The 26,045-nt window shown below is 38.2% G+C and carries 24 protein-coding genes and 2 pseudogenes; 18 read left to right on the forward strand and 8 right to left on the reverse strand.

Features of this window, described 5'->3' with window-relative positions; translation table 11 throughout:
* Positions 1-8 precede the first annotated feature (8 nt).
* Positions 9-1,400: a DUF3360 domain-containing protein gene (locus ACSR9O_RS10380; protein WP_230176884.1), complete on the forward strand. Its 1,392-nt coding sequence runs from the start codon at positions 9-11 to the stop codon at positions 1,398-1,400.
* On the forward strand, positions 1,397-2,836 hold the full coding sequence (locus ACSR9O_RS10385; protein WP_230176883.1) for an NAD-dependent succinate-semialdehyde dehydrogenase: 1,440 nt from the start codon (positions 1,397-1,399) through the stop codon (positions 2,834-2,836). Before ACSR9O_RS10380 ends, ACSR9O_RS10385 begins: the two co-directional genes overlap by 4 nt.
* Positions 2,837-2,928: 92 nt before the next feature.
* Here the strand turns inward: ACSR9O_RS10385 and anmK are convergent, their stop codons facing one another.
* Together anmK and ACSR9O_RS10395 are read right to left on the reverse strand one after the other, a co-directional pair.
* On the reverse strand, positions 2,929-4,101 hold the full coding sequence (anmK, locus tag ACSR9O_RS10390; RefSeq protein ID WP_230176882.1) for an anhydro-N-acetylmuramic acid kinase AnmK: 1,173 nt from the start codon (positions 4,099-4,101) through the stop codon (positions 2,929-2,931).
* A gap of 117 nt (positions 4,102-4,218) precedes the next feature.
* Complete coding sequence (locus ACSR9O_RS10395; RefSeq protein WP_101222297.1) at positions 4,219-5,829, reverse strand: glycoside hydrolase family 10-like protein; 1,611 nt, start codon at positions 5,827-5,829, stop codon at positions 4,219-4,221.
* A gap of 341 nt (positions 5,830-6,170) precedes the next feature.
* Between ACSR9O_RS10395 and murQ the strand changes: the two genes are divergently transcribed.
* From murQ to ACSR9O_RS10445, 10 genes and pseudogenes are all read left to right on the forward strand, one after another.
* Complete coding sequence (gene murQ / locus ACSR9O_RS10400) at positions 6,171-7,055, forward strand: N-acetylmuramic acid 6-phosphate etherase (RefSeq protein ID WP_260358938.1); 885 nt, start codon at positions 6,171-6,173, stop codon at positions 7,053-7,055.
* Between the two features lie 40 nt (positions 7,056-7,095).
* Entirely contained in the window at positions 7,096-7,401 is a 306-nt protein-coding gene (locus ACSR9O_RS10405; RefSeq protein ID WP_061463755.1) for a PTS sugar transporter subunit IIB, read from the forward strand.
* 49 nt (positions 7,402-7,450) lie between these two features.
* The gene (locus ACSR9O_RS10410) at positions 7,451-8,740 is read left to right on the forward strand and encodes a PTS sugar transporter subunit IIC (protein WP_101222295.1); all 1,290 of its coding nucleotides are present in this window, start codon (positions 7,451-7,453) and stop codon (positions 8,738-8,740) included.
* 69 nt (positions 8,741-8,809) lie between these two features.
* Positions 8,810-9,094 carry a hypothetical protein gene (locus ACSR9O_RS10415; RefSeq protein ID WP_101222294.1) on the forward strand — a complete coding sequence of 95 codons (285 nt, stop codon included), beginning with the start codon at positions 8,810-8,812 and terminating at the stop codon, positions 9,092-9,094.
* 35 nt (positions 9,095-9,129) lie between these two features.
* Entirely contained in the window at positions 9,130-10,476 is a 1,347-nt protein-coding gene (locus ACSR9O_RS10420; RefSeq protein WP_290370116.1) for a 6-phospho-beta-glucosidase, read from the forward strand.
* A gap of 80 nt (positions 10,477-10,556) precedes the next feature.
* A complete protein-coding gene (locus ACSR9O_RS10425; protein WP_101222292.1) occupies positions 10,557-10,886 on the forward strand; it encodes a PTS lactose/cellobiose transporter subunit IIA in 330 nt (109 codons plus the stop codon).
* A gap of 14 nt (positions 10,887-10,900) precedes the next feature.
* A complete protein-coding gene (locus ACSR9O_RS10430) occupies positions 10,901-11,986 on the forward strand; it encodes a DUF871 domain-containing protein (RefSeq protein WP_491724348.1) in 1,086 nt (361 codons plus the stop codon).
* 51 nt (positions 11,987-12,037) lie between these two features.
* The gene (locus ACSR9O_RS10435; protein ID WP_491724349.1) at positions 12,038-12,934 is read left to right on the forward strand and encodes an N-acetylglucosamine kinase; all 897 of its coding nucleotides are present in this window, start codon (positions 12,038-12,040) and stop codon (positions 12,932-12,934) included.
* 25 nt (positions 12,935-12,959) lie between these two features.
* Positions 12,960-13,826: a MurR/RpiR family transcriptional regulator gene (locus tag ACSR9O_RS10440; RefSeq protein WP_101222289.1), complete on the forward strand. Its 867-nt coding sequence runs from the start codon at positions 12,960-12,962 to the stop codon at positions 13,824-13,826.
* A 115-nt stretch (positions 13,827-13,941) separates the two neighbouring features.
* Positions 13,942-14,667: pseudogene (locus ACSR9O_RS10445) on the forward strand (GntR family transcriptional regulator).
* Positions 14,668-14,828: 161 nt separating this feature from the next.
* Here ACSR9O_RS10445 and ACSR9O_RS10450 read toward each other — a convergent pair.
* Entirely contained in the window at positions 14,829-16,031 is a 1,203-nt protein-coding gene (locus ACSR9O_RS10450) for an MFS transporter (RefSeq protein ID WP_491724350.1), read from the reverse strand.
* A 25-nt stretch (positions 16,032-16,056) separates the two neighbouring features.
* Complete coding sequence (locus ACSR9O_RS10455) at positions 16,057-16,638, reverse strand: TetR/AcrR family transcriptional regulator (protein ID WP_491724351.1); 582 nt, start codon at positions 16,636-16,638, stop codon at positions 16,057-16,059.
* 417 nt (positions 16,639-17,055) lie between these two features.
* Here ACSR9O_RS10455 and ACSR9O_RS10460 point away from each other — a divergent pair, with 417 nt between their 5' ends.
* The gene (locus ACSR9O_RS10460; RefSeq protein ID WP_491725459.1) at positions 17,056-17,796 is read left to right on the forward strand and encodes a YybI family spore inner coat protein; all 741 of its coding nucleotides are present in this window, start codon (positions 17,056-17,058) and stop codon (positions 17,794-17,796) included.
* 201 nt (positions 17,797-17,997) lie between these two features.
* Here the strand turns inward: ACSR9O_RS10460 and ACSR9O_RS10465 are convergent, their stop codons facing one another.
* Complete coding sequence (locus tag ACSR9O_RS10465; RefSeq protein ID WP_491724352.1) at positions 17,998-18,618, reverse strand: NAD(P)-dependent oxidoreductase; 621 nt, start codon at positions 18,616-18,618, stop codon at positions 17,998-18,000.
* Between the two features lie 519 nt (positions 18,619-19,137).
* On the opposite strand from ACSR9O_RS10465, the gene ACSR9O_RS10470 reads away from it, so the two are divergent.
* Both ACSR9O_RS10470 and ACSR9O_RS10475 read left to right on the forward strand, forming a co-directional pair.
* Complete coding sequence (locus ACSR9O_RS10470; RefSeq protein WP_034311227.1) at positions 19,138-19,764, forward strand: hypothetical protein; 627 nt, start codon at positions 19,138-19,140, stop codon at positions 19,762-19,764.
* A 236-nt stretch (positions 19,765-20,000) separates the two neighbouring features.
* Positions 20,001-20,525, forward strand: a pseudogene (locus ACSR9O_RS10475) (transposase); the annotation flags it as partial.
* A 236-nt stretch (positions 20,526-20,761) separates the two neighbouring features.
* Here the strand turns inward: ACSR9O_RS10475 and ACSR9O_RS10480 are convergent.
* Positions 20,762-20,926: a hypothetical protein gene (locus tag ACSR9O_RS10480; RefSeq protein WP_153246145.1), complete on the reverse strand. Its 165-nt coding sequence runs from the start codon at positions 20,924-20,926 to the stop codon at positions 20,762-20,764.
* Between the two features lie 275 nt (positions 20,927-21,201).
* Here ACSR9O_RS10480 and ACSR9O_RS10485 point away from each other — a divergent pair, with 275 nt between their 5' ends.
* Positions 21,202-22,182, forward strand: coding sequence for an MBL fold metallo-hydrolase (locus ACSR9O_RS10485; RefSeq protein ID WP_491724353.1), 981 nt, complete (start codon positions 21,202-21,204; stop codon positions 22,180-22,182).
* A 320-nt stretch (positions 22,183-22,502) separates the two neighbouring features.
* On the opposite strand, the gene ACSR9O_RS10490 is transcribed toward ACSR9O_RS10485, so the two are convergent.
* Positions 22,503-22,664: a hypothetical protein gene (locus tag ACSR9O_RS10490; protein ID WP_161784845.1), complete on the reverse strand. Its 162-nt coding sequence runs from the start codon at positions 22,662-22,664 to the stop codon at positions 22,503-22,505.
* Positions 22,665-22,982: 318 nt separating this feature from the next.
* On the reverse strand, positions 22,983-23,801 hold the full coding sequence (locus ACSR9O_RS10495; RefSeq protein WP_260358930.1) for a histidinol-phosphatase: 819 nt from the start codon (positions 23,799-23,801) through the stop codon (positions 22,983-22,985).
* A gap of 243 nt (positions 23,802-24,044) precedes the next feature.
* Here ACSR9O_RS10495 and ACSR9O_RS10500 point away from each other — a divergent pair, with 243 nt between their 5' ends.
* Positions 24,045-24,680 carry an FMN-dependent NADH-azoreductase gene (locus ACSR9O_RS10500; RefSeq protein WP_101222282.1) on the forward strand — a complete coding sequence of 212 codons (636 nt, stop codon included), beginning with the start codon at positions 24,045-24,047 and terminating at the stop codon, positions 24,678-24,680.
* A 534-nt stretch (positions 24,681-25,214) separates the two neighbouring features.
* Positions 25,215-25,841, forward strand: a complete 627-nt coding sequence (locus tag ACSR9O_RS10505; protein ID WP_491724354.1) for a fumarylacetoacetate hydrolase family protein — start codon at positions 25,215-25,217, stop codon at positions 25,839-25,841.
* Positions 25,842-26,045: the final 204 nt, after the last annotated feature.

Here is a 26,045-nt window from a genome sequence, read left to right on the forward strand (position 1 = left end):
GAAACAACATGAAATGGAAAAACCGTCGCTATGGAGAAGAGACATCGTATATACCTGCGGGACCTTTTAAAATTAGACTGCCATTTGTCCATTATCGTTTTGAGTGGCCTGACTATGTTCAAGGCTTATTGATGTGTGCAGTTGATCTTGGAGCGATTACACTGCTTGCAGACCATCTTGGTATGCCTTTTGATGTGGCTCTAGCCGTCGTTGTCTTGAATGGATTATTATACTTGGCGCATCATTTACTCGGGGACCCTGTTATACCAGGTTGGATTACACCTGCGGTTCCATTGCTTGTATTGTTCGTCGGGCAATTTCCCGAAGGACCTGATCGGGTCTATGCTCTCGTTGCATTTCAACTAACATTAGGTATTTTATCAATATTGCTAGGAATGACCGGACTTGCCAGTAAGGTCGTGCGATTAGTGCCGAATGCAATCAAATCAGGCATCATTTTAGGAGCGGGTATTGGTGCTGTCGTTTCCATTTTTGAAGTGGGTGGAAAGTTTGATTTATTTCCTTATACAATAAGCATTTGTATCGGCTTTGCCTTTTATCTGCTTTTTTCGAAAAGTTTTGGAAAATTGAAAATGCGAAACAAAGTTTGGATATTCATAGGCAATTTAGGGATATTGCCAGCAATCTTACTTGCTGTCTTTGTAGCCCCCATTTTTGGAGAAGCAAAATGGCCTGATATCCAATGGGGATTCAGCAGTCCGGATTTTGCTACGCTTTGGTCAGACTATACTGTTTTTGGTTTAGGTTTTCCCGCCTTGACTTTCTTTTTAAGTGCGATTCCAGCTGTTTTCGCTACTTATTTAGTCGTATTCGGGGATGTGCTCAAAACGAAAGCGCTGCTTTCTGAATCCGATGAGGTCAGGGAAGATGAAAAAGTGGACTATAATCCAAACAGAGCCCATTTAATTTTTGGTGGCCGAAATGTGATCATGAGTTTTATAGGACCCGATATAACAATGTGCGGTCCGTTGTGGGCAGCCATGCAGGTCGTGGTTGTGGAGCGATTCAAGAATGGCAAGAAAGCCATGAATTCTTTCTTCGGCGGTGCCGGCTCGTTCCGTTGGGGTACGAATACAGGGTTATTCTTATTGCCGGTAGTAAGCCTGGTGGAACCAATTCTCGGTGTGGCCTTGGCCTTGACGCTTTTGGTTCAAGGATATGTTAGCGTACGCGTAGGCGTCATGCAGGCAAAGAGCCAACGCGACCTGGGAATTGCAGGAGTCGTAGCTGCCATCCTTGTTATAAAAGGTGCTGGAATGGCGTTTGCAGCAGGAATTTTATTATGTGCCCTTTTATATGGCAAGGACTTTTTCAAAGGTGAAAATGATAAGACATTTACAGATCATGAAGAAGAAGAAGAGGAGATTAAAGCAGGATGAAAAAAGTAGCGGAAAAATGGCCAATTTATATAAACGGCGAATCTATTCATACAGAAAGTCATTTTGTAGTGGAAAACCCAGCAACGTTGGAGCCAGTGGGCTATGTTCCGGACGCTAACGAAAAAGAGGCAAAGGCTGCAGTGGATGCAGCTCAGGCTGCTTTTCATACTTGGTCGAAAACAAGTGCATACCATAGGGCGGAATTACTTGAGAAGTGGTACACGGTCATTGAGAACAGGCTGGATGAACTCGCAACGATCATGACATTGGAGCAAGGAAAGCCATTGGCAGAGGCAAAAGGTGAAATGAAATATGCTTCAAGTTTCGTGAAATGGTACGCTGAAGAAGCAAAGCGCAACTACGGGGAAATCATACCAGCCTCCGTTGCATCAAAGCGTATTTTAGTGCAAAAGCAGGCAGTCGGTGTCGTTGCTGCCATTACCCCGTGGAATTTTCCTGCTGCCATGATCACGAGGAAAGTGGCGCCAGCCCTTGCCGCAGGATGTACCGTGGTCATCAAACCAGCGGAACAAACACCTTTGACCGCTTTGCTATTAGTTGAAAGTGCCCATGAAGCAGGCATTCCGGCAGGCGTGATGAATATTGTAACTACACAGAAACCGGGAGATGTATCAGACGTGTGGATGAATGATTCACGTGTTAAAAAGATCACATTTACCGGCTCCACTCCTGTAGGGAAACATCTAATGAAAAAAGCCGCAGAAACAGTAAAAAAAGTCTCGCTTGAACTCGGTGGATTGGCTCCGTTCATCATTGCTGAGGATGCGAATATCGAAGAAGCTGTAAATGGTTTGATTCAATCAAAATTCCGGAATGCTGGACAAACATGTATTTGTGCGAATCGAATTTTCGTCCATGAAACAATCGAACAGCCGTTTTTACAAGCTTTTGAAGAAGCCGTTTTAACTTTGAAGGTTGGAAATGGAATGGAAGGAAACGATCTTGGTCCATTGATAGATGGGGCCGCAGTAAAAAAAGTTCAGCTTCAATTAGAGGATGCTGCAAGTAAGGGGGCTATCATCCATAACACCTCAAAAGTCGATGAAAAACAAGGCCATTTTATCGCACCAGCCATACTTTCCGATGTAACGGATGATATGCTGTGCATGCAGGAAGAAACGTTTGGGCCAATTGCGCCAGTCAGTACATTCAAAACCGATCAAGAAGCGATAGATCGAGCCAATAATACGAATTTTGGCTTGGCAGCTTATGTGTATACCGAGTCATTAAATAAGGCAGTTGCCTATTCGGATGCTCTTGAATATGGGATTGTCGGTATTAATGACAGTGCCCCATCCACTGCCCAAGCACCATTTGGAGGAATGAAGGAAAGTGGTTTAGGCAGGGAAGGGGGACACTATGGCATGGATGAATATTTAGAAGTGAAGTATGTATCCATGCAGCTTGGCCAGTAAAATAAAACAGAAGAGTCCGCGATGATTCTTCAGGTTCAAAAAAGAGTGGAAGGCACATCAAATATCGATGTGCCTTCCACTTTTTTAAATGGTTAAAAAGTATTTTTATGCTCCTTCAGATATGAAGGAGGGAAGGTCATGCTTCCTAGGATGACATCGAAGTCAGCACCGGTAGCCTTGGGGACGTTACTCGTATTACCATGGAAAGTCTCATTTGCTAGTAATGCAAAGGCCACTGCTTCCTTCGCTTCAGAAGAGTACCCCAACTCTTCTTGAGTCAAAACTTGAATAGAATTTCCAAGCAGTGATTGCATCATATTTAATAACGTTTTGTTATAGCTGCCTCCGCCGCCAATTATCACTTCTTCAATATTGGTTTTTGGAAAGATGAATTTTCGATAGTTCTCCACAATCGACTTTGCTGTAAACATCGTTACTGTAGCTAAAATATCATGACTGGGAAGTGATTCAAACATCTTTAATAGTTTTACTACATATTGCTTGCCAAATAATTCCCTGCCAGTTGATTTTGGCGGAGGGCTCATAATATAAGGATGGCTGATACAATAAGATAAAAGTTCGTCATTAATTTGTCCTTGTTTAGCTATGTTACCACCTTCGTCATAGCTAATATTGAACAATTGGCGGCATACTTCATCAATGATCATATTCCCAGGCCCTGTATCAAAGGCATACATGTCATTCAGAGATGCCTGCTTGGGTAAGACGGTTACATTTCCAATGCCCCCTATGTTTTGAAGTAATCTTCCCTTCGTTTCACTTCTATAAAGAATGTATTCGGTAAAAGGAACAAGAGGAGCTCCTTGTCCACCAGCAGCCATGTCCATCGTACGGAAATCAGAGATTACAAGTGTGTTTGTATCGTGAGCAATTACTGCAGCTTCCCCAATTTGTAAAGTGGAGGGTATATAATTTTGTTCTTTTAAAGGCTGGTGGTAAATGGTTTGTCCATGGGATCCAATAAGATCCAGTTTATTTATGGGAAATCCAGCTTTATGACAAACTTCCTTTACTGCATTGGCAAATAATTTTCCTAATTTAAAATTCAAACTGCATATTAACTGCACATTGGATGTTTCTGCAGATAAAGACTGCATAATTTCTTTTTCAATATCTTTTGGAAAAGGGCATGTCATGAACTCAATCATTTCCATTTCAGTCTCAAGTCCACTATTATTCACCCGAACAAGTGCAGCATCAATTCCATCCAGTGATGTTCCGGACATTAATCCAACTATGTACATCGTCATTCCACCTACTTCAATTCTTTTATAATCCTGACTTAGCAGCATATGCAGCAGTGTATGCTGCCATTGTTCACTGAGATATAACACTTAAGCTATAAAGCTATTTCTTGAAGATCATTTTACTTTTATATAAATCTGCCTAGTTTGTTTACTTTCATTGTGGGTACGGTCCAATGCTGTCACAACATATGTGTAAGTCTTGCCTTTTTCTACACTGCCATCATTAAACAATTGACTTGTATTTTCTTTATGCACTGTGGCAAGTAAGTTCGTTGAATCTTCAATGTTTCCTTTTTTCTTCCCATCAAAACGATAAATGGCATAATAAGATGCATCTGATTTCTTATGATCGTGAATTTCAAATTGTATTCCATCTCCTGATTGTGTTGAATTTCTCACCATTGGAGCCTTTGGTGCATGATCATCAATCCAAGGCATGGCTGGAACCAATGCGGGATGCTTATAAATATCCCCGCTTAACCGATCTGCTATCCCAAGGGGGTTTTTCCGTAAATCTTTGGCACTGAAATGCATGCTTCCATCAAATTCCTTATATGTTCGATTCAGTTTTAACTGGTTTGGCATTTCTTCAGGATTGAACCAGTTTTGCACACCGTTGGACTCTGTATTAATTTTATAGTCTCCTTGTCCAATATAGAGTTGAACATTTTTACCTTCGACTTCTTTTGTCCACCAATCAAGAAGTTTGGCATAGTCAGCTACTGGCAATCCTATATTCCAATATAATTGAGGGGCAATATAATCAATATATCCATTATTGATCCACGTTCGGGTATCTGCATATAAATCATCATAATTCGTTTGTCCTGCGGCAGTGTCAGATCCTGTGGGATCAACTGCTTTGTTGCGCCAAACTCCAAATGGACTTATACCAAACTTCACATATGATTTTTCTGCCTTGATTTCTTCATTTATATTCTTAACAAGGTTATTTACATTATCCCTGCGCCAATCTTCAACATTTGTAAATCTATCTGCTCCATATTTTTGATAGGAAATTTCATCTGGGAAAGGTACTCCTGCAATCTTGTAAGGATAGAAATAATCGTCCATATGGACTGCATCGATATCATAATTCTTAACAACTTCCATTATTCCATCAATCACAAACCGCTGTACGCCAGGAATGCCTGGATCAAAGTACAATTGTTGTCCATATGGTATGACCCAATCCGGGTGCTTTCTGGCAGGGTGAGATTCTGGAAGATTATCAATATCCGATATTTCAGCGGTTTTACCTAAAGGCATAGTAATGCGGTAAGGATTAAACCACGCATGAAATTCCATATTACGCTCATGTGCTGCTTCTACCATGAATGCAAGAGGGTCATACCCGGGATCTTTTCCTTGGACTCCTGTTAAATATTTTGACCAAAGACCGTATTCAGAAGGATAAAAAGCATCCGCAGTGGGTTTAATTTGCATAACGACAGCATTCATTCCCATCGCTTTTTGTTCATCCAAATATTTTATGAATTCTTCTTTCTGTGCTGATATGGATAAACCAGGTTTGGACGGCCAGTCAATATTTAACACACTTGCAATCCAAGTTGCGCGAAGTTCCTGTTTTACATAAGTCGTTGTTTGAGGAATTGTCCCAGATTCTGCATTTGCTTTCAAATCAGCTGGAAGGAGAAGTGATCCCCCCACCAAAGCGGCTAGAGCCAATGAACCCAATTTTTTCTTAGTAATTCTTTCATTCATCAATAGTACAACCTCATTTCATTACTAATATTTATATTTAATTATTTGTAAGCGTTAACAAATAATGAATATATGAATTTGTCATCTATGAATAGTTAGATAAGATCTAACAATAAAAAGAATCGTAGGTTTGGTTCACTAAATGGCTACTCAGTTTACAGTTTTTATTTTTAGTAGAAAGCTAACATTCAATCAATCAATTTAGGTATCTTACTTTTATTTTAAAATTAAATTTTAAAAATGTATATACAATATTGAAATTAATTTTTAATAGTGATATATTCTCTATAGCAAATAAAGTTTCACCACTTTCACCACTGAAATAAAAAAGGATGATATGTATGCTTGAGCATTTAACGACAGAGCGTCGTAATGAAAAGACCATGAGTTTAGATGAAATGGGAACACTGGAATTTTTAGAGGTGATGAACGAAGAAGACATTAAAGTTGCCCATTGTGTAAAAAAAGAACTTCCGCAAATTTCTAAAGCCGTGGAGATGATCGTTGAAGCCATGAATAAAAACGGCAGATTAATTTACATGGGTGCAGGAACAAGCGGGCGCATCGGTTTATTGGATGCAGTAGAATGTCCCCCAACATTCAATACCGATCCGAGTGAAGTAGTGGGTCTTATAGCTGGTGGGGAAAAGGCTTTCATTAAGGCGGTTGAAGGTGCTGAAGACAGTTTTGAATTAGGTCCTGAAGATTTGAAGAAAATCGAATTAACAAACAGGGACGTCGTAGTGGGCATTGCAGCTAGTGGACGCACTCCATATGTTATTGCTGGATTGGAATATGCCAATCAAGTTGGTGCAGGAACTGTGTCGATAAGCTGTAACAAAGGTTCTGAGATAGGTAAGATTGCAAAAGTTGCGATTGAAGTTGTAAACGGGCCTGAAGTCCTGACGGGTTCTACACGTTTAAAAGCTGGAACATCGCAAAAGTTAGTATGCAACATGCTTTCCACCGCCTCAATGGTTGGAGTTGGAAAAGTTTATGGTAATTTAATGGTAGATTTACAGTTAACTAATGAAAAGCTGGTTGAACGTGCAAAACGTATTATCATGGATGCTACTGACTGTAGCTATGAAATTGCAGATGAATACTTAGAAAAGGCACATGCCCAGCCTAAAATTGCAATTGTCATGATTTTAACGAATGTATCATATGAAGAAGCCTCAAATCGTTTAGTGAAAGCACAAGGATTCATAAGAAAAACGATTTAACGCTTTTAATAAAAAAATAAAAAAATTGGAGGAACAAAGAATGAAAGTATTATTCGTATGCTCAGGTGGAATGTCTAGTGCAATCGTTGTAAGCGCTTTAAAAAAGGAAGGGGAAAAACAGGGTGTAACCATAGAAGTATTGGCAGTCGGCACTCAAGAATTTGATGCAGAAGTACGAAATGGCTGGGATGTTGCAATGGTAGCCCCGCAAGTCAAACATCGTTTCGATGGCTTTAAGGCATCGGCAGATGAAGCGGGCGTCCCATGTGAAGCCATTCCAGCCCAAGCTTACAGCCCTCTTGGCGGACCTAAACTATTAAAACTGGTAACGGAACTAGCAAAATAATAAACTAATTACTATTTCTTTTCACTAAACGTAAAAGGGGAAAACACGAATGGACAAGTTTGTAGCTTTTTTAGAAAATAATCTTTCAACACCTATGGCTAAATTGTCTGAGCAAAAACATTTACGCGCGATTCGGGATGGTGTGGTTTCTGCGTTACCTTTCATCATCTTTGGAAGTTTATTCTTGATCATTGCATTTCCGCCCGTTGCAGCAGATACTGCATTAGGTGAATGGTCTGCAAAACATATCGCTGAAATTTTAATACCATATCGATTAACGATGTTTATCATGACGCTATATATTACTTTTGGTATAGGCTACAGTTTATCTCAAAGCTATAAACTTGACCCGCTATCTGGAGGTTTACTATCATTAGCAGCCTTCTTGTTCACAATTGGTGTAAAGATGATGGATGATGTGGGGTTTGTTTTGCCAATGACAAATCTCGGAGGCCATGGTCTTTTTGTAGGAATGATTGTATCCATTTTTGCTGTCGAAATTTTACGTCTTTGTAAGACAAAGAATATCACGATTAAAATGCCTGATTCTGTTCCAACTTCAGTGGCCCGTTCATTTGAAGCATTAATACCAGTTTCAATTGTACTGCTTGTCATGACTTTAATTACAGTCGTTTTTGCTGTTGATTTACATTCACTTGTTGATAAAGCGGTTGCACCACTCATCAGTGCAGGCGATACATTGCCAGGTGTATTAATTCCAGTATTTTTGATTACATTCTTTTGGTCATTTGGTATTCATGGCGTTTCAGTAGTAGGTGCCGTAGCTCGTCCGGTATGGGAAGTATACTTGGGGAATAACTCGGCAGCAGTTGCAGCTGGAAAGGCAATTCCCCACATAGCTCCTGAAACATTCTTCCAATGGTTTATTTGGATTGGTGGGTCTGGTGCAACCTTGGGTTTGGTAATAGCCATGCTCTTAACGGCAAAATCCACCTATAGTAAAGCAATGGGGAAAGCAACAATTGTGCCAAGCATTTTTAACATCAATGAACCAGTTATCTTTGGGATGCCGATTGTATTGAACCCGGTACTTATTATTCCATTTATCATTACACCGCTAATTGGTGCGACACTTGCATATATAGCAACATCCATCGGACTTGTGAACCCGACATATGTAATGGTTCCCTGGACATTGCCCGCTCCAATAGGTGCCTACCTTTCTACAGGCGGTGATTGGAGAGCCGTTGTTCTCGTGATGGTGAATTTAACAATTTCAGTCCTTATTTATCTGCCATTCTTTAAGATGTACGATAAAAAGCTTCTAGCGCAGGAAAACGTGGTAGAAACAACGGATAATCAAAATATCGCTTTATAAGGAATACCTAAAAGGGAGTTTGGGACTAAATGCTCCAAACTCCTTTTATAAATTGAGGGGGGAAAGGATATGAATTCAACATCCAGAATTCACTTTTTTAGTTACAAAAGTGCCTTTCTATTTTTTAGCTTCATTCTTGTTTTTAATTTTATCTTTAACGGATTAATGGATGCCTTTGAAATAAATAAACAATTATCACTGTACTTGGGAAATACCTTTGCCATAAGCGCAGGATTGACGATGGTTGTTTGTTTTGTTGAAGGTAAGTTTAAAAACAAGAAACATGCATCACTATTATTCTTGTCTTTATTAGCGGTGAGCGCACTGATTTGCTATGTAATAATCTATAAATGAAAATTCAGATTAGCTAACTATGAGGTGTTAGGGGAATGGAAATGAAAAAAGGGTTGAAGATTGCCACAATTGGTGGAGGCTCCAGTTATACACCAGAATTAATAGAAGGTTTTATTAAACGATATGATGAGTTGCCAATTAGGGAACTGTGGTTAGTGGATATTGAGGCAGGAAAAGAAAAACTGGAGATTGTAGGAACCTTAGCAAAACGGATGGTTGAAAAAGCAGGACTTCCAATGGAAATACATCTAACGTTAGACCGCCGGCAAGCCTTGCAAAATGCCGATTTTGTCACGACGCAAATGAGAGTGGGATTACTTGATGCACGAATCAAGGACGAGCGGATCCCGTTGGAATTAGGATTGATTGGTCAAGAAACAAACGGTGCAGGAGGATTGTCCAAAGCATTACGAACTATACCTATTATTCTGGAAATTGCAGAAGAAATGCAGGAGCTCTGCCCTGATGCTTGGTTAATTAACTTCACAAACCCAGCGGGGATGGTAACGGAAGCCCTTCTCCGCTACAGCAAGCATAAAAAAGTCATTGGGGTATGCAATGTTCCATTTAATATGCATATGTCTATTTCTAGCATGCTTGGTGTGGATAGGAAGAGAGTTCATATAGATTTCGCCGGGTTAAACCACATGGTATTCGGGATGCATGTATTCGTTGATGATCAAGAAGTAACAGATAAAGTGCTTGAAATGCTTGGCAATCCTGAGATTCAGCTGACGATGAAGAATATTGCCCCATTGGCTTGGAACAGAAGATTTTTGAAATCCTTAGGAGTGGTGCCTTGCCCGTACCATCGTTATTATTACAAAACAAAAACGATTTTAGAAGAAGAATTGGAAGCATTCAAAACAGGGGAAACTCGAGCTGAAATTGTGAAAAGATTAGAAGAAGGTTTGTTTCACCTATACAAGGATGAAACCCTTGACATCAAGCCTCCGCAATTAGAGCAGCGCGGTGGAGCTTACTACAGTGATGCAGCGTGTAACGTCATTTCTTCTATTTATAATGATAAAAAAGACATTCAAGTGCTAAATGTACAAAACAATGGATCGCTTACTGATATTGATTATGATTCAGCAGTAGAAGTAAGCTGTATCGTCACGAAGAATGGACCAATTCCTTTGGCTATGGGGAAATTACCCATACAAGTGCATGGCTTAATCCAACAAATCAAATCATTTGAAAGAATTGGTGCAGAGGCAGCCGTTACAGGTTCTTATGATAAAGCATTATTGGCTTTAACGATTAACCCGCTTATTCCAAGTGATGACCTGGCGGAAATCGTTTTACAAAAACTTTTAAAAGCGCATGAAGAATACTTACCGCGATTCTTCAGTGAAAGTGCTGTTCCGACCATCAAGTGAATGGTGTTTTAAACAGTTAATATGGATTACAGTAATCCAATGAACCTTCATAATCTAACCTAAAATAGGAGTGGAATGATATGTCAACTGAAATGAACAATAACGAAATGGAAATTTTTGAAATAATATCACATAGTGGAAATGCAAGAGGATTAGCATTCGAAGCACTGAAAGAAGCGGAAGAATTTAATTTTGAAAGTGCAGAAGAACTAATTAAACAAGGCCAGGAAGAATTGAACTTGGCCCATAAGACACAAACCAAGCTAATTCAAGCAGAATTGAATGGAGTTCCAAGCGAGAAAACTTTATTGATGATTCATGCTCAAGATCACTTGATGACGGCAATGAGCGAACAAAAACTAATTGAACATATGATTCGCATTGTAAAAAAGCTAGCCCCACAACAGTAAAGAGGTGATTAAAAATGGGTAAACTTGGTATATCTATCTATCCAGAGCATTCAACCGTCGAAAGAGACATGGAATACATTGCACTTGCACACAAATATGGATTCAAAAAGATCTTTACTTGCTTGCTTTCTGTCGAAGGTGATAAAGAGAAGATATTAAAAGAATTTAAAGAAACGATAGTTTATGCCAATCAATTGAATATGGAAGTGATGGTCGATATTGCTCCCCGAGTATTCGGTTCGCTAGGCATTTCTTATAATGACTTATCGTTTTTTGCAGAATTAGGTGCATATGGAATCAGGCTGGACATGGGTTTTACAGGTAACGAAGAGTCGGTTATGACACATAATCCATATGACCTGAAAATTGAAATAAACATGAGCAATGCAACAAAATATTTAGATAATATTATGGATTACAAACCAAATAAAGAGAATTTAGTTGGATCGCATAACTTCTATCCGCATCGCTATGCAGGATTGAGCTATCCTCATTTTATAAAATGCTGTGAGTCATTCAAAAAGCATAATATCCGCACGGCAGCTTTCATCAGCTCACATGCAGCAACGTACGGTCCTTGGCCTGTAACGGAAGGATTATGTACTTTAGAAATGCACCGGGAATTGCCGATTACAACACAAGCGAAACATTTGTATGCGACAGGGTTGATTGATGATGTAATCATTGCAAATGCTTACTCATCTGAAGATGAATTGAAGCAGCTTAGCCTGTTAAACAGCGGTCTGTTAACATTTAATGTTAACCTTCACGAAACCATAACAGCACTAGAGAAAAAAATAGTATTGGAAGAATTCCATTTTTACCGTGGAGATGTTTCCGATTATTTAATTCGCTCGACTCAATCACGTGTGAAATATAAGAGCGAAGAATTTAAACCAACATATACGCCTGATATCAGGCGTGGTGATATTTTAATTGAAAATGAGCTCTATGGACAATATAAAGGGGAATTGCAGATTGCATTAAAGGAAATGAAGAATTCGGGGAAAACAAATGTGGTTGGCCGAATAACAGAAGAGGAAATTTTTCTTCTCGATTATTTGGAACCATGGGGGAAATTCCAATTCAATATTAATTGATCAGGGAAGGAAGGTGATATTCCTTCCTTTTTTACTGAATAGGAGAATAATATGAATTATATTATCGGAGTTGACGGCGGAGGCACTAAAACTGAAGCAGTGGCTTATGATTTAGATGGAAATAAAATTAGTGAAGGCATAGCGGGATTTGGAAACCTGCTTATTAATGAAAAAAAAGCCATCGCTAACATTATACAGGCGATTGAAGAATGCGTAATGCCCATTATCAATGGAAGCTGCCATTACATTTGCTTAGGATTAGCCGGGTATGGAGGAGTTGAAAATCCACAGGGCATAAAAAGTGCATTAAGCATGGCATTTAAGGCCCCGTTCACCATTGTAAATGATGCAATTATCGCTCATGCTGCTTTGCTTAAAGGAAATGATGGCATTTTGACCATATCCGGAACTGGATCTGTAAGTATCGGCATCCATAAAGGAATCAAGAAATCGGCTGGTGGCTGGGGACACATCCTTGGGGATGAAGGAAGTGGCTATTGGATCGCCATGCAGGCTTTTATAAAAATGACGAAAGAAGAGGATGAGGGGTATGAATATAGCCATTTAACCGAGTCGATACTGAAAAAACTTGGCTATCATAGTGTAATGGAACTGAAGAAATTCATTTATTCTGCCACGAAATCCGAGATTGCCTCATTTGTTCCCCTGATTGTCCAACATGCGGTTAAGGGCGATGGTATCTCGCAAAATATTCTGAATCAGGCTGGGTACCACCTTTCAAAACAAACGCTTGAGGTTATCAGGAAGTTAAAGTTAAGTGGGAATGTTACAATTGCAATAAAAGGTAGCATCTTGACAAATATACCATTGGTGCAAAGCTCTTTCATCAATCATATTAAACTTGAAAATCCAAATGTGAAATTTGTTTTGGAAGACGTATCAGCTACCTTAGGTTGTTATTACATAGCAATGAAGCATTTAAAGTAAGTATAGATCAAGGAGAGTAAATCATATGCACGTCGAAAATATTATATTGAGAATTGAAAGCTTATTGAACCAGTTGCCTAAATCAGAACGGAAAATTGCACAATATATTTTAGAAAATCCAAACGACATTATAAGAATGACGATACATGAATTGGCTGATCATGCCAATGCCAGCAGTTCGGCCGTAACGAGGTTCTGTCATTCTATAAAAGTTAACAGCTTTTCAGAACTGAAGGTATCCCTATCATCCCTAATTTCCCAACCTGAGAAAAAAGGTTTCCATGACATTGAGCCTAACGAAACAATAGCGTCCATTAAAAATAAAATAGTTTCCAACTCTGTCCAAGCTATACAAGAAACTGCGCATTATTTGGATGAGTCCGTTCTTGACAATATTATTGAAACCATGAGGAGTGCAGATGTAATTTATGTCTATGGTTTAGGTGCATCATGGCTCGTTGCTGAAGATATTACACAAAAATGGTTACGGTTAGGAAAGATTGTAAGTGCCAATCAAGACCCGCATATTACGGCAACTGCACTGGCTGCATCATCAAAGAATACCGTTTTTTTCTGTATTTCCAATAGTGGCGAAACTGAAGAAGTCCTTGAACTCGTTGATATTGCTAAAGCATATGGCATAAAGACAATTGGTTTATCGCGACTGGGGAATAATGGCTTAACTAAAAAAGTTGATATGTCCCTAAATCATGTACGTGCCCCGGAGGCTAAATTCCGAAGTGCTGCAACAAGTTCACTTTTTGCACAATTTCTAACGGTCAGCATCATTTTCTATGCATATGTTTCAAAATTCTATAATGAAAATAAAAATGAAATTGAACGTTCAAGGGAATCGGTATTGAAATTCACAAAAAGGAATTTGGATACTTAGTAAGGCGAGTCATTACTTATCGTGTGTAAATGCATGGATAAGATTGATGAGCGTTATGTTTCCAATCAGTATGCCTTGTGAAATTTCATAACGATGAAAGGAAGATGTACGCTGAATGATCCAAAAAAATTCTCCCAGTCCCATTTATCATCAACTTGAAGAGGAGATTAAAGGAGCGATTCAAAATCTTGAATTGGTGCCAGGAGAGATGATTCCTTCAGAAAAAGAATACACTGAAAAATATGGAATAAGCAGGATGACTGTGAGATAGGCCATTTCTAACCTAGTGAATGGCGGTTATTTATATAGGCAGCGCGGAAAAGGAACATTCGTTGCCCAACAAAAATTGGAGCGGCCCTTGCAAGGATTAACAAGCTTTTCGAAGGATATGATTTCAAGAGGACTTGAACCAAGTACACGATTTATCAGTTTTACGGAGATCAATGCTGATCATGATCTTGCTGCAAAGCTTGATGTTGAAGCAGAAGCTCCTATTTTCGAGCTGGAACGTGTTAGGCTTGCTGATCGGTTGCCGATGGCATATGAAAGGCTATTTATCTCTAAAAATCTTGCCCTGGATCTAACGGAAGAAATAGCCATAACTTCCATGCATGACTATGTAGAAAAAACGTTTGGTTTAAAAATTCAGCATGACCAGGTAATTGAAGCCGCGATTGCTCAAAAAAAAGAGGCGGAAATGCTCGAGGTAGTCGAAGGTGCCCCTGTATTGCTGATTGAACGAAGAAGTACCCTGGATACCAATCAACCACTTGGGCTTGTCAGATCTGTCTACCGGGCAGATCGATATAAATTCGAAATCGATTTGGAGCGGTTATCATGAGCAAAAAAAGTAGTAGTAAGAATCCCGTTCTCAAAAAGATTACTAAAAACCCCCCTTGCCCAAATATGGGCAAGGGGGGTTTTTAGTAGAATATCATCTTTCAAGTTTGGGAGTTTTCCAGCTCGAAAAGGAAAGGTACGAATAACCATCCGGGACTTTCATTATTTCGCTAAGCTTTCTGTCAATCGGTTTTCTTTCCAAATGACTGTAATGCCAAGGCCAATGACGATAATGACAGCAGCGAAAAGGTAAGGGTAGTGGATGTTTACGTCAAAAAGCAATCCTCCCATGGATGGCCCGGCGATATTCCCTAAGCTCGTATAGGTGGAGTTCATTCCAGCAACGAATCCTTGTTCTTTCCCGGCAGCTTTTGATAAAAATGTCGTCAAAGCCGGACGAAGAAGGTCAAATGCAAGGAATATGAAGCAAGTTACCACTAGTACTGCCGAAAAACTGGAAATCATAGTGGATGCTACCGCAAAAATTGCACCGACGATTAAACATAATTGAATAAGCTTCTTTTCGCCGAGAATATCTACCAGCTTTCCAAACATAAAGACTTGCACAACAACTCCGAAAATAGAGCTTATTGTAATGATAATGGCAATATCCTTCGGCGTGAAGCCGAATTTATGATCAGAAAATAGGCTAAAAACCGTTTCATAGGCTGATAAACCAAAAGCGAGTACAAATACAATGATGAACGCAATAAAGTAAAGCGGATTTAGTGATTTTTTTAAATCGCCCATAAAGTTTGATTGCTTTGTATTAGCGGAAACTTTTGCAAGCTGTTCCTTTGTCATCGGCTCTTTTAAAATGAATATCGATGAAAGGCATGCTAAAAAAGCAATGGCCGCCGCAAGGAAGAAGGGCAAGCGTATACCATATTCTGCAACAAAGCCACCGATCCCGGGTCCTATTATAAAGCCCAAGCTAATTGCGGCTGAAATATAGCCCATTGCTTTTGGCCTTTCCTGAACGGATGTAATATCTGCAACATATGCCGTAACACCTGGCATGATGAAGGCAGCACTGATACCCCCAAGGATCCTTGATAAATAGAACACGGATACGTTTGTCCCTACACCGAAGATAAGTTCTGAAACACCAAAAAGGAATAAGCCGATGATGATGATTTTCTTTCTGCCGTAACGGTCAACCCAACGACCTGCGAAAGGTGACATAATAAGCTGTGAAACAGCAAATACGGCAACAAGATAGCCCATCGTACTTCCTGATAAATGCATGATATTCATAAATGACGGCATAACGGGGATGATGAGTCCAATTCCCAGAAAAGCAATGAATATATTGCTTAGAAGAATGATTAATACCGCCTTTTGTTCTTTAATTGGTTTATTCATGTTTTAACACCACTTTCTTTGTGAATCATTCTTGTGAAATACCTCTCCAAAAAACTTTCCAAGAGGCTGCTAATTTATCCTTCAGCCGTTTCTCATCATTGCCGTATACAAGCTCAAGCAAAATGGAATCCACAACTCCCAGAAAAGCATAGGTCGGTGTTATGGCTTCTTCATCGACGATTAATTTGGCATTGATCCAATCATGGAATTTGCATTCAAGGATCTCCTGCACTTTTTCCTCGATATCCATCACTTCCTGCCCGATTTCTTTTTCAAGATGTGCTGGGGGAAAAAAGGACATACGCAGCCAAAACTTTATATGCTCATTTTCTTGGAAAAGATCGATGACCAATTGTAGGAATCCAAATAAATCTTTTTCAGGATTTTTTGAATCAACTTTACTGAAATATTGGAGTTTCGAAGATAGCTCCGTCTCTTTCGCATCACGTAAAACTTGCAGAAAAAGATCATCCTTGCCTTTAAAATGAGCGTAAATGGATTGCTTTTTCATGCCGACTTCTTCAGCTATTTGAGAAAGCGACGCTCCTTCATAACCATGAATCGTAAAATATTTTAGAGCGGCGTCCTTAATTTCATTACTTTTCAATAATATCACCCCATAATTTAACGAACGTTCGTCAGTTATAATAGCAAATTAAATAAATTTATGCAAGCGAATTTGTTTATTGTATTATGCCCAGAAATCATAATTAGGCGATATATTTTAGAAGGACAATATTGTTGTTTCCAGCAATAGATATGCACTCAAGGCTATTCACTAAATTCCCGCATATAATTCTATATGGATAATAAAGAGACAGGTGGGATGAAGTTGGATACGTATGACATTAGAAAGGTGATTCAATACTATTACACAAAAATACAAGAAACGAATCATCCTTATTATTGGTACTGTTTGGCTGAGACTCAAAGTAGGGCCGGGTTAACAAGTGAAGCAATGCAAACGATTGATAACGCGTTGTCATTTCCAAACCCTTATCCTTCAAGGCAGGAACTGCAAGACATGCAACTGAACCTCCAAACTGTTCTTACAAGGGAAATGAACTCCAACAGAACAGTCATAGTGACATCAAAGCAAGGCGATATTGATGGGAACGGGATAAAGGACAATGTTTTTCTAACTGCAAACAAAACCCCTGATAGCCCCTTTTGGAGGGATATAACTTTGGTTATCCAAAATGGGAGGACTCATCAATATCAACAAGTTCCCATGAAAAATAACGCAGGATATAATCCGACCATTTTTCTTGGTGATTTTACAGGTAATAAGGGGGATGACATTTTAGTGGTCATTGATACAGGAGGAAGCGGTGGCTCCATTTATGCGTATGTTTTTGCATATCTTAACGGTCAACTCATGACCATTTTTAATTCAGATACTTTCAATGAAACCTATAAATACGATGTGAATTATGAAAACCATTACAAGGCAAAGGTGAATAGTACTTACCTAAAAGAAAGGTACATTCTTGACCTTACTTATAAGGATAAGGACTATTTAGCTGAAATATATAACAAGGATGGTGTACTGAAGGCGCCAATAGAAGGGTGGGTCAATCCTTTATCTGGTTTATATCCGGTTGATTACAATAGGGATGGCATATTTGAGCTCGAAGCGTATCAGAGGATCGCAGGGAGATACAATGCCGACTCACTAGGATTTGTACAGACCGTATTGAAATGGAACGGGCTTGCTTTTGCTCCTGACCGGCAGAATGTGGCTATTTTTGGAGGGGAAATATAGCACAATGGAATAGAAGTTCATGAACAAGGTACAGGCGAAATCTTCGCCCTAATGAAACCGGAAAATATTCTTTGCAATGGTTCAGCTGATTGTGTGCATTTACGAAAATTGTACCGGCTTTCAAAGAGGACGTGATGGTTTCTTTACTTCATCTAAGATTAAACAAATTTTTTCAAAGGGGAGTATCGCTAATTGGAATTATTAGTAGGCAATGCCTACACGTGATTTTAAATAATCGCTACTTTTTATTTGGCTGAATGCAAATTCTGCTGTATCCGGGACCGATATTTCAACCCCATCCTCCGGCAAAAAGTCACTTTCTACACGATACGTACCAACACTTTCTCCATCGGGCAGATACGTAGGACAGACAATCGTCCATTGAAGTGTTGATTGTTTAAGTATATCGTAAACTTTATGATGCTCTTTCGCTGCGCGGGTAGACCTTCGCTTCGATTCACTAGACTGATAACGCAGAGAATTGGGGATTGTTCTGCTTTGCAGGATTCCTGCTGTTCCAATGGTTATAATTCGTTGTATTCCTTCGTTTTCCATTGCTTCGATAATCAGGGGCATACTTGCTGATAAAGTGGTTGTCCCATCAGTATTAAGCGCACTAATAACAACATCAATCCCATGCATGGCACGAACGATATCAGTTTTATTTAATACATTACCTTGAATAATGGTTAAATTGGCATTGCTTATTCCAATCTTCTCTGGATTGCGTACTAAAACTGTAACATGATGCTTATCATGCAGGCCGTAAGTAACTAATTGACCCCCAACTCGTCCGGTTGCACCCAAAATTAAAATATTCATGGAAACGACCTCCTTTTTATCTAATATAATTATTCCACTAACATTGTATCGTCATTTTCAACTAATGGGGAGTTTTGTGCATAAAATCATTATAATCCAGTGTTTGCTGGCGGTACCCCATGCCCAAGAGCATTTTCCCACAATCTTTTTGTGGGTATATTTTTTCCTCAACATTGAATTCATCCAAAAGCTTATTGTGGATAGCTTAATGAAAGATTACCTATTTCCTGCTTCAGATAAATTAAATAAATTTTTTATAAAATTATTCATATTTAGACAAAATTACTAATTTTTGTTTTATAAAGCCTTTCTAATATGAAATCCTGTTATGTCCAAGCTCACTTATTCCTTTTCCATATACTAATAAAAAAAGGAGGTGAGAAAGTGAGTAAAAGTAAGAATAGCTCTTCACGCAAGGATGAAGAGAAAGTGAGTAAAAGTAAGAATAGCTCTTTACGCAAGGATGAAGAGAAAGTGAGTAAAAGTAAGAATAGCTCTTCACGCAAGGATGAAGAGAAAGTGAGTAATAATGAGCATAGCTCTTTACGTAAAGATAAAGCGAAAATAGAATCGGCACACCAAGAGTGTATTGATCGTGCTTATCGTATTCCTATATTTTTAAGTACGACGACTCATTTAAATGACAACCAACAACGGTTTCTAAACCGTCTAATTTTAGAGATTGAGAATGCTTTGCTTTTTCCGCGTACATTACCATTAAGCGAAAGTTATCCTGAATCCATTTTAACTGATATTCGTCGGTTAGTTTCATCAAGCTATGGAATGTTGGCAGTAAACCTTCGTCGTTTTAAAATTCAAACAGTTGATGTCAATGCAGGACCCCTTCCACCTTCCACTCCATTCTGGACAGGATCAGTTTATTCACAAGTAGAACCTTCAATGGCTTTTCAATTTGGTCTACCCTTATTATTAGTAAGGGAAGAAGATACTGACGCAAATAATGGAATTTGGGCAGGAGGAATTGCCCCACTCAACCTATTTATAGTTTGGCATTCTGAAACTCAAACTGTAGATCAATTCTTTAACACTCCTGAATGGAGATCAGCCTTTGCAAATTGGAGTGCACAAGTAAGAAATGCTTTTTATATACAGACAGAGCCTCAGTTCAAGTACAGATGTGAATGAAACCCTGGTACTTTAGCAATAAGTCGAAAATATACAATGTTTAGTTCACCTTTATATATTTTCGACTTATTCACACAAAAACAAATATTTCCTTTTTGTTATCACGAACAAAAAGATTTACTTCATAAAAACAGACTTTATAGAAGAGAGACGGCCGGGTCTGGTAACATCCGAAGGCATTGCGTATATTTTCGTTAAAATGTTGGCGGGACCCCATCGCCATCAAGCTAAGGTGAATTTGTATCATCATAAAAAAACGAGAGTTTCAAAACTACTTATCTCCATCTTCTCTACAACAATTAGCTAAAGAAGTTGGTTTTGTTCAACGTACAACTAAATATCAAGCACAAGAATTAATTGCTTATGTGTATGGTTTAGTCAACAGTCGCGAGTAACACCACTCAGACAATTGTGTAGCCGCCTCGAAGCATCTACAGGTGTCCTCATGAGCCCTGAGGGGTGGGGAGTTCCTCCACGTTTAGTAGGAAAAGCGAGGGAAAATGATAAAACCACCTTCGGTTCCACGGGTCTACTAACCATTCAACCGAAAGGCTTATACATAAGGGATTTAGGGTATTTCGACTTACACGCTTACAGAAAATGAATGATGAAGGTGCTTACTAAATCTCACGTTTGAAGTTGAATTCTCGTATATATCGTAAGAATGATGAACCAGAGTTTTTTTGGAATGGGACTGTGAAGAAAGGTACTCTCTTTATTCAGTTAGAACGGAAGAGCTTATGAATCAATTTCAACATGGATGGTTTTTTTGTCATGCGGTATTTTTAGCGTTACCATAGCAAATTAAAGAGAACGTCCTTGTATATTATCTCTTGCGCGCGTACCTTGATGGCGATGTGGCGGTATCCCAAGAAGAAAAACGTTCGTTGATAAGGAAACAAAACGGGCCGCTCAATAGCTTCATGAGGGGCCCATTTAACGTGAAAAAAATATAAAAACGTCTTAAAACAAGTCAATAGCGACCACAATTTTGCCCCTAATATCCCTGTCCTTCTTTCGATTTTAGAAAAGCATCAACGGATTCATCCAATAATTTTTCCCGATTAGGATCTTCATTGACATCTGTATCCACTTCCATCACGTCGTTTAATCGACTAACCTGACTTTTTGGCTGAGCTGGATTATTTTTTTCTTTTGGCATATAAACTCCTTCTTGAACAGTTATTTTTTATTTAGTATGAACGATTCATCCAATATTCACTAAGATTATTTCCGCTTCTTTCCCAAATTGAGTCCGGTTGTCTTAATGGAAGGTTGAAACAACATACACGATATTCTTTCGGTTATTATTGACTGAATATTATAAATATTATAATATTTATTTTGCGTATTTGTTTTTTTGAAACGAGGTTTTATATTCAAAACAACTGGGTTTTCCTTGTGTACAGTCAAATAATCTGACAGGAGGTTTTTGTTATGAAGAAAAGAATAAGAAATACTTCGTTTGGTTTTTTGTTGGTAGTGACCATAATTCTATCATTATCATTATTTCTTCCTTCATTTGGCCAAACAGCGGTCCAGCAAACCGATTTTAAAGTAACCCTATTAGGTACAGGTTCTCCACTTTTAAGTACATCCCGCTCCGGTCCAGCTACTCTTGTTGAAGTTGGTAATGAAAAACTCCTCTTTGATGCTGGACGTGGAACTGCTTTACAATTATATAAAGCGAATATGTTACCAGGCAGTGTAGATAAGTTATTTCTAACTCATTTGCATTCGGATCATACTATCGGCATACCGGACGTATGGCTTACAGGTTCTTTACCAACAGGAGGGAAAAGGGAGCAAGCATTTAACATTTGGGGACCTAAGGGAACCGAGAAAATGATGTTACATATGCATAAAGCATTTAAAGCCGATTTGGATGCAAGGGATGACTCTGGAAATGGAAACATTGAAGGAGCAAGTATTATGGCAAATGATATCAAGGAGGGCGTTGTCTATAACAAAAAGGGGATTGAAGTAATAGCCTTCAAGGTAGACCATAAATCAATTGAGCCTGCTTTTGGTTATCGGGTTAATTACAAAGGGCATTCAGTAGTTATCTCAGGTGACACCCGCTATAATGAAAATCTAATTACATTTGCTAAAGGTGCTGACGTAGTTATTCATGAGGTTGCAGCGGCAAAACCTGATAATGAATCAGAATCAATCGCCAATATACTTGATCTTCACACTACACCGGAGGAAGCAGGTAAAGTCTTTAGACAAATACAACCAAAACTTGCTGTGTACTCACATATAGTATTATTGGGTGGATTAACAGAAGAAAAAGCTGATTTGCTCGAAAGAACTAAAAAGACATATGAAGGAACTGTGTTAGTAGGGGAGGATTTGCTTTCCATTCAAATAGGGGACAAGGTACAAGTACAACAGCCGGTTAACGAGGCGAACTAAGCTAAAACGGACCAGCTTCAGCTATTTCATGAATGAGAGGGCTTACTTCCAAGGAAGGTTGCTGATGCAACCTTTTCCTTAATGTTAATAAAGGGACAGGCAGTTTCAAAAATGTCGATAGTTAACTCAATTGATAAAATTGGAGAAGTGTTAATTCCAGAAGAACAATGAAGAGCAAAAGGAATATCATTAACGAAAAGGGCGCTTGAATTTAATAAAAGGAAAGCACATATTATGCGTGACTAATATGTGCTCTTCTTTTTAGGAATTTATAATGTTTTAGGTCTTGAAATAAGGTTTATTCAATAAGGAAGTATAAATTAAAGATACCCATTTAATACTGTGCCAAAAAGATCGAATTCAGGATCTTTTGACTGGGTTTTTGGAGGGGCTTCGGATCGCCCTATTGAAGAGTTGATACCACCTTCAACTGACTCTACAAGGGTTTCGTCATTCTCTTTATGCAATGGGTTATCAATCATCCCAAAATCAACTCCTTTTTATAAGATAAACGAATGGTTAGTTATTAATTCCCTAAATACTTTTATTTTATGCAAAAAAATATGGTGATGACTGGAATTCATTGAAATGAACGGGGAAAAACGTGTAAGCAATCGTGATGATTTTTATGACAGGATGCATAATGATTATTTTATGCCCATAAAAAAAAATGGTACCGATTCATTGATCAGTTGAGGGGTTTTGGTCTTCGGCCTTCTTAGTAGCAAAAGGATTGAAAAAGTTCATTCCACATGTGGTTACAGGAAGCTCTAATGATCGGACCTGTTCTGATTGAAAGGTTAAAGTGGAGTGAGAATCCTTTCCTTTTTAACAAAGTAAGCCCACTCAGAAAAGCCGATCTCCTTTAGTCTTTTTTTAACTAGTTCAAATTCATCGCCAATACGTTCCGGTGTATGCGAATCCGATCCAAAGGTTACCTTCACATCATAGAAAAGAGCTCGTTCTAAAATGTCATCTGATGGATACCACCCACCACAATCTTTCGTTTTACCAGAGGTATTAATCTCAATGGCGATATCTTCTGAACTAATGATTTTTAGCGTTTTTTCAATACTGTCTGTCTCAATGGAAGAAAAGGTTGGATAAAAACCTTTCATTGCATCAATATGGCCTAAGATTTGGAACACTCCGCTTTTAGCCGATTTCTGTATTAATTCATAATATTCATCCTTTACTTTTGACTGTTCTTTAGAGGTTAAGCCATTCCAACGCCCTCTTTTAAAAATGCTAATATCCTGAACATAATGAACAGATCCAATTATGTAGTCAAAAGGGTGTAAAAGATATTGATCGCGGTAGACTTCAATGTGATCAGGGAAGAAATCACTTTCCATTCCTAATAACACGTGAATTTTGCCTGCATATTTCTCTTTTAAGCGAAGTACTTCCTCAATATAAGGAACAAGTTCACTTTTTGCCATTGCAATAGTTGGGTAGAGATGGTCGTCCTCACTATAAAAATATGGAGAATGATCAGAAATCCCAATATAATGCAAGTCGTATTCGATGGCTTGCTTTACATAATCCTCAATTGTGCCGATAGCATGTCCACAGCGTTCATGGTGAGTGTGGAGATCAAATTTTATTGAATTCGTCATTTACTTAGTCCTCCTAAAGTGAACCAGATTGTCTTATTTTATCATATCCAAAATTCATATCCTTTCTCACAAAATGAAAGAAGATTTATACCTTACTACCCTCGAAAACGAATTTATATCCTACGGATTTAATTTTATACCCATCAATTAAAGATATTTTAGTTCGAGTAATTGTATAAGTGTTGAATTTCCTAGGCAAAATAAAATGTTCAAATATGTAAAAGGAAAGGAAGGATATATAGAATGACAAAAGTATTGTACATCACGGCTCATCCTCATGATGACAAGCAATCTTACAGTATGGCCGTTGGAAAAGCATTTCTTGACACTTATAAAGAAGTAAATCCTAGCCATGAAGTTGTGAATATTGACCTTTATAAAGAAAATATTCCTGAAATTGATGTGGATGTTTTCAGTGGTTGGGGGAAACTTCAATCTGGAAAGGGTTTTGAAGAACTCTCGTCGGAAGAGAAAGCAAAAGTTAGTCGACTTTCAGAGTTATGTGAGCAATTTATAGCGGCGGATAAATATATATTTGTAACGCCTTTATGGAATTTCTCGTTTCCGCCAGTAATGAAGGCATATATTGATTCCGTTGCAGTTGCAGGTAAATCATTTAAATACACCGAACAAGGCCCAGTTGGTCTTTTAACTGATAAGAAAGCCTTGCATATTCAAGCTCGTGGTGGAATTTATTCAGAAGGACCAGCAGCTGAACTGGAAATGGGTCACCGATATCTAAATATCATTATGCAATTCTTCGGAGTGCCTTCCTTTGAAGGTTTATTCGTTGAAGGACATGCAGCAATGCCAGATAAAGCACAAGAAATAAAAGAAAATGCAATAGCACGATCAAAAGATTTAGCTTCTACTTTTTAAAAAAAAAGAGTCAACAATTTGTTGGCTCTTTTTTTCATAATGAAATGGTGATATATGGATTTACCCTCACTACACCAATCATGCGTATTTCTCTAATAAAGGAATATGCTTTTTTATTTAGTCTAATAGTGGTTATAGGGGGTAACTTGTAATAGAAATAGCTGAAAGTGAGGGAAGAAGCTAAAAAAGGCCCATAAGGGTACCTTGATTAACTAAATTGACTAGTTTAGAAATAATTTAAAGTTATCAAGTTAGGCGTTCAAATTGCCGGAGAATCTCATGCATATCAACATAAGATTTTTTCTCAATGATATTGCCATATGTAACTGGTAAAAGTACCACAAGTGAAAATTTAACGTATTTTCCCGTAGCAGGGATACTTTATTATAAGTATAACGGTTGTATAAAAAATCAGAAAAATATAAAATGTATTTAAATTAGAGTTTTTTTTATTTACAAATTGTAATTTGGGAGACTAATAAAACTTCTATTTTTAGAATCATTAAATTTATTAAGAAAAGAGTGAGTTTAATAATGAAAGACATTAAAAATATCTATTGTGTAGGTCGAAACTATGCCTTGCATGCAAAAGAGTTGAATAATGAAATCCCAACTTCCCCTTTTTTATTTTCAAAACCGACTCATTCGCTTGTGGAAGCTAATGGACAGTCCATCACGTTGCCGAGTAATCAGGGTTCCGTTCATTTTGAAACTGAACTTGTTATACATATCGCAAAACAGTACGAATCAGGAATGAAAGTAGATGAAATAGTAGATGCCATGGCCATTGGGTTGGATTTAACACTTAGAGATGTTCAATCACAGTTAAAACAAAAACAGCATCCTTGGCTTTTGGCTAAAGGATTCAAAAATTCAGCAGTTGTTAGTGATTTTATTCCGTTTCCAGGTGTCGAAGCAAGTGAACAATCAGATTTTTCCCTTTTAAAAAATGGAGAGCGTGTACAAGTCGGAAATATTAAGGACTTACTTTTTGATTTGCAAACCATTATAGAATTTACAGCAGAGCATTTTGGGCTTGGAAAAGGAGATATAATTTTTACCGGTACTCCAAGTGGCGTCGGTCCTCTTTCAGATCAAGACAAGCTTTCACTTAACTGGGGTGGAAATGAAATAGGATCCTGTTCAGTTATAATGCGTTAATGAATAAAGGCAGTCATTTTGACTGTTTTTTTTATGGAATAACTCATTCTTAGACAAAAAGAAGAAACTCGTCTAAAATGAGAAGAACCATATAACATACATGGAAACGGCCAATATGACACCACTTTTTCAAATAAGTTTGACCATTAAATTCTGGCTTTGGAGTATGTTAGAACTATTTATATGTCTTATGAAAATCAATTA

Source organism: Peribacillus sp. B65 (genome assembly GCF_058513295.1).